Source organism: Streptomyces synnematoformans, assembly GCF_039531005.1.
Taxonomy (GTDB): Bacteria; Actinomycetota; Actinomycetes; order Streptomycetales; family Streptomycetaceae; genus Streptomyces; species Streptomyces synnematoformans.
In genome coordinates this window covers 1-3,606 of the sequence record NZ_BAAAPF010000477.1, presented here as the reverse complement: position 1 = coordinate 3,606, position 3,606 = coordinate 1, and the positions used below count along the sequence as shown (strand labels likewise).

The window sequence follows — 3,606 nt, the reverse complement described above, 5'->3', positions numbered from 1 at the left end:
TCATGAAGCCGCTCACCGCGCCCGCCGTGACCGCCCCGCCGGTGCGGTGTCGCTCGTGGTGCTGGCGCCGCGCGACGGCCTCGCGGCGTACGCGCCGGATCCGGAGGTCGCGCGGCGCTACCGCGAGGCGGGAATTCCGCACGTGTACGCGGGTGTGCTGGAGGGCACGGGGGTGGTGGGACCGCTCGTGCTGCCGGGTGGTTCGGCATGTGCGGGCTGCCTCGCTGCGGGCCGTGCGGAGCGGGAGCCGGAGTGGCCGCGGATGCTCGCCCAGTGGCGGGCCGGAGGTGACCGGGAGGGGGTCGCCGCGTGCGATGTGGCGTTGGCGACAATGGTGTCAGGGCTGACGGCCGCCCACGCGCTGACTTTTCTCGACGGACGGCTGCCGGCCTGCACGGGGGCCCGGCTGGAGTTCGCGCTGCCGGGCCTCGGCTGGGACTTGACGAAGCTCGATCCACACCCGAAGTGCGGGTGCGGTGCGGCGGCAGCCGCTGACCGGGATACGGGAGTGGCCCATGTCTGACCTTCCACGGAAGGCGATCACGCGCACGGCCAGGCTTGCCTCGCTGCCGGTGGGCTTCGCCGGGCGCGCCACCTGGGGGCTCGGCAAGCGGATCGGCGGCCGGCCGGCGGAGCTGGTCGCGAAGGAGCTGCAGCAGCGCACGGCCGAGCAGTTGTTCAGGACGCTGGGGGAGCTGAAGGGCGGGGCGATGAAGTTCGGGCAGGCGCTGTCCGTCTTCGAGTCCGCGCTGCCGGAGGAGATAGCGGGGCCCTACCGCGCGGCCCTGACCAAGCTGCAGGAGGCGGCGCCGCCGATGCCGGTGGGCACGGTGCACGGTGCGCTGGCGGAGCGGCTGGGCCCGGACTGGCAGGATCTCTTCCTGGAGTTCGAGGACACCCCGGCCGCCGCGGCGTCGATCGGGCAGGTGCACCGGGCGGTGTGGCACGACGGCCGCGAGGTCGCGGTCAAGGTGCAGTACCCGGGCGCGGGCAAGGCGCTGCTGTCCGACCTGGCGCAGCTGGGCCGGCTCGCGCGGCTGCTGGGGCCGCTGGTGCCGGGGCTGGACATCAAGCCGCTGATCCAGGAGCTGCGGGACCGGGTCTCGGAGGAGTTGGACTACGGGCTGGAGGCCCGGGCGCAGCGCGCGTACGCGGAGGAGTTCGCGGACGACCCGGACGTGCTGGTGCCGGACGTGGTGCACCAGGCGGACCAGGTGCTGGTGACGGAGTGGCTGGACGGGGTGCCGGTCTCGGAGCTGATAGCGGACGGCTCCCCGGCGGAGCGGGACCGGGTGGGCCAGTTGCTGGCACGGTTCCTCTTCGCGGGCACGGCGCGCACGGGCCTGCTGCACGCCGACCCGCACCCGGGCAACTTCCGGCTGGTCAAGGAGGGCGAGCCGGAGGAGTGGCGGCTCGGAGTGATGGATTTCGGCACGGTCGACCGGCTGCCGGGCGGGCTGCCGGAGGAGATCGGCGTCGCGCTCGGGATGACGCTGGCGAACGAGGCGGACGAGGTGTACGAGCTGCTGCGCGAGCAGGGGTTCGTGAAGCCGGACGTCGAGCTGGACCCGGAGGCGGTGATTGACTACCTGCTGCCGATCATCGAGCCGGCGGCGGTGGAGGAGTTCGCCTTCAGCCGGGAGTGGATGCGTACCCAGGCGGCCCGGATCGCCGACCCCCGCAACCCCGCGTACCAGTTGGGCCGGCAGCTGAACCTGCCGCCGTCGTACCTGCTCATCCACCGGGTGACGCTCAGCACCATCGGGGTGCTCTGCCAACTCGGCGCACAGGTGCGGATGCGCGAGGAGCTGACGGAGTGGCTGCCGGGCTTCGCCGAGTACGCCGAAGGGGGCCGTCCTGAGGACGACCCCCACGAGGGTTCGGCGTCGGAGGATCCGGCGCCGGCGAGCGCCTGACGGCCCGGGGCCGTTACTGCATGACGGCCATCGCCAGCGCGCGCCGGGCGCGCATGTGCGCGCGCTCGGCCCGGCGCTGGAGCCGCCGGGCGGCGATCAGTCGCATGGCCCTGCGTTCCTGCTCCGCGGCCTCCACCCGGTCCCGATACTGGGCCCGGGCCAGGGCTTCTGGCATGAGTTGCATCTCAAGGTTCCTGTTCTGGCGCTCGTCGTAGGCGCCTGCTTCGGGTCGTGCTGCGGGGTAGTCGGTGGACGGGCTCATCGTCGTTTCCTGCTCTGCCGGTTCGTGCGCGCGCGGACGGTCGATCGTGCCGTGGGCGTTCATGCCACGACCGGGTTCTTCCGCGGGCGGCCACGCGGCCGCTTGCGCGGCACGACGACTCCCTGGACGAACAGCTCGCCGCCCCAGACGCCCCAGGGCTCGCGGCGCTCCTTCGCCCCCGCGAGGCAGGCCTCACGGACGGGGCAGGTCTGGCAGAGGGACTTGGCGTACTCGACGTCCGCCGGAGTCTCCGCGAAGAACACTTCGGGGTCGTAGCTCCGGCAGGGCACGCGGTCGCCGAGCGCGTCGATTCGCTCGTCAAGCTCGCTGAGAGCGGTCAGCTGGGTCAAGGGGACCTCCAGGTCGGTGGTGCCGGGCACGGGGTCGGGCGTGGGCCTGTGCGGGGTGTGCACGGGGAGGGACACGTTTCCGTCCTTGCTCGTCGTGTTGATCAACTTCTGCGTTGGGCAAATCAAAAGGGCCGCGGATCCCGGTTCGGGTTCCGCGGCCCTGGAAGGTGCCGTCTCGATCGGTGTGATCAAGATGGTTCTATCCAGGGATCAGGCCCGCGGAAGGCCCGCATGTGCTGCGTCGTGGCCGCAATGCCGTCGGCAAAGGCGCCATTGGCCCACGTCTGCTGGAGGTCGGCACCCGCTGCCGCCGCCGCATAGGCCGGAGCCTGCGCCGCTGCTACCAGGAGTGCCTTAGTCGGTCGCTCGTCACGGATGCCGGCACCCAGGCCGCCACGGACACCGGACACACCGGTGGCGCGGAGCTGGGGCTCGGAGACCGCGAGCAGGCAGGAGGAGACGACCTCGCGACCGGCGGCAGCACGACCGTCAAGTTTCGTGATGCTGATCATGGTTTTCTCCTCCTCTCTGGCTCTTCGAACCGGCTGACCGGTCCAAGGTCTCCTAGTACAACACGGAATCACCGGCTCCGTGAAGAGCTGTTCTTCCGTGCCGGAAGGCTATGAGGCTTCCTCCGGCGATCGCAAACCATTTTTCGGGGAAATTTTTTCCCGGTGCCCGTCACGGCTCCCCGGCGGCGTCGCCGGACGGCTCACGGCCCGCGCAGAGGTCCAGGACATCGGCGCCGTACCGGTCCATCTTGCGCCTGCCGACGCCCGAAATGACCGCCAGTTCCTGCTCGTTGACCGGCATGGCCTCGGCGATGGCGATCAGGGTCTTGTCGGTGAAGACGCAGTACGCGGGCTGCCCGAGCCGCTCCGCCTGCCCGGCGCGCCAGTCGCGCAGTCGCTCGTACAGCCCCTCGTCCATGTCCGACGGGCAGTCCTCGCAGCGCATCAGCTTGATCTCGCCGGCGTCCGTCAGCGTCCGCCCGCAGACGCGGCAGCGCACCGCCCCGCGCCGCCGGCGGCGGCCGGCCCCACCCCGCTCCGCACCGCCCCGCTCCACGCCGCCCCGC

6 protein-coding genes are annotated in these 3,606 nt (G+C 71.8%); 2 read left to right on the top strand and 4 right to left on the bottom strand.

Features of this window, described 5'->3' with window-relative positions:
* A partial coding sequence (locus ABD317_RS34685; RefSeq protein ID WP_425582521.1) for a ThiF family adenylyltransferase occupies positions 1-523 on the top strand: 523 nt, incomplete at its 5' end.
* Complete coding sequence (locus ABD317_RS34680) at positions 516-1,916, top strand: ABC1 kinase family protein (RefSeq protein WP_344295515.1); 1,401 nt, start codon at positions 516-518, stop codon at positions 1,914-1,916. The genes ABD317_RS34685 and ABD317_RS34680, both read left to right, overlap by 8 nt.
* A gap of 13 nt (positions 1,917-1,929) precedes the next feature.
* Here the strand turns inward: ABD317_RS34680 and ABD317_RS34675 are convergent, their stop codons facing one another.
* From ABD317_RS34675 to ABD317_RS34660, 4 genes are all read right to left on the bottom strand, one after another.
* The gene (locus ABD317_RS34675) at positions 1,930-2,241 is read right to left on the bottom strand and encodes a hypothetical protein (protein WP_027754020.1); all 312 of its coding nucleotides are present in this window, start codon (positions 2,239-2,241) and stop codon (positions 1,930-1,932) included.
* Complete coding sequence (locus ABD317_RS34670) at positions 2,238-2,603, bottom strand: WhiB family transcriptional regulator (RefSeq protein WP_106963080.1); 366 nt, start codon at positions 2,601-2,603, stop codon at positions 2,238-2,240. Before ABD317_RS34670 ends, ABD317_RS34675 begins: the two co-directional genes overlap by 4 nt.
* A 113-nt stretch (positions 2,604-2,716) precedes the next feature.
* Positions 2,717-3,040 (bottom strand): hypothetical protein, encoded by a 324-nt coding sequence (locus ABD317_RS34665; protein ID WP_027754022.1) that lies wholly within the window; start codon positions 3,038-3,040, stop codon positions 2,717-2,719.
* 169 nt (positions 3,041-3,209) lie between these two features.
* On the bottom strand, positions 3,210-3,606 hold a 397-nt coding region (locus ABD317_RS34660), incomplete at its 5' end, for an HRDC domain-containing protein (RefSeq protein ID WP_344295505.1).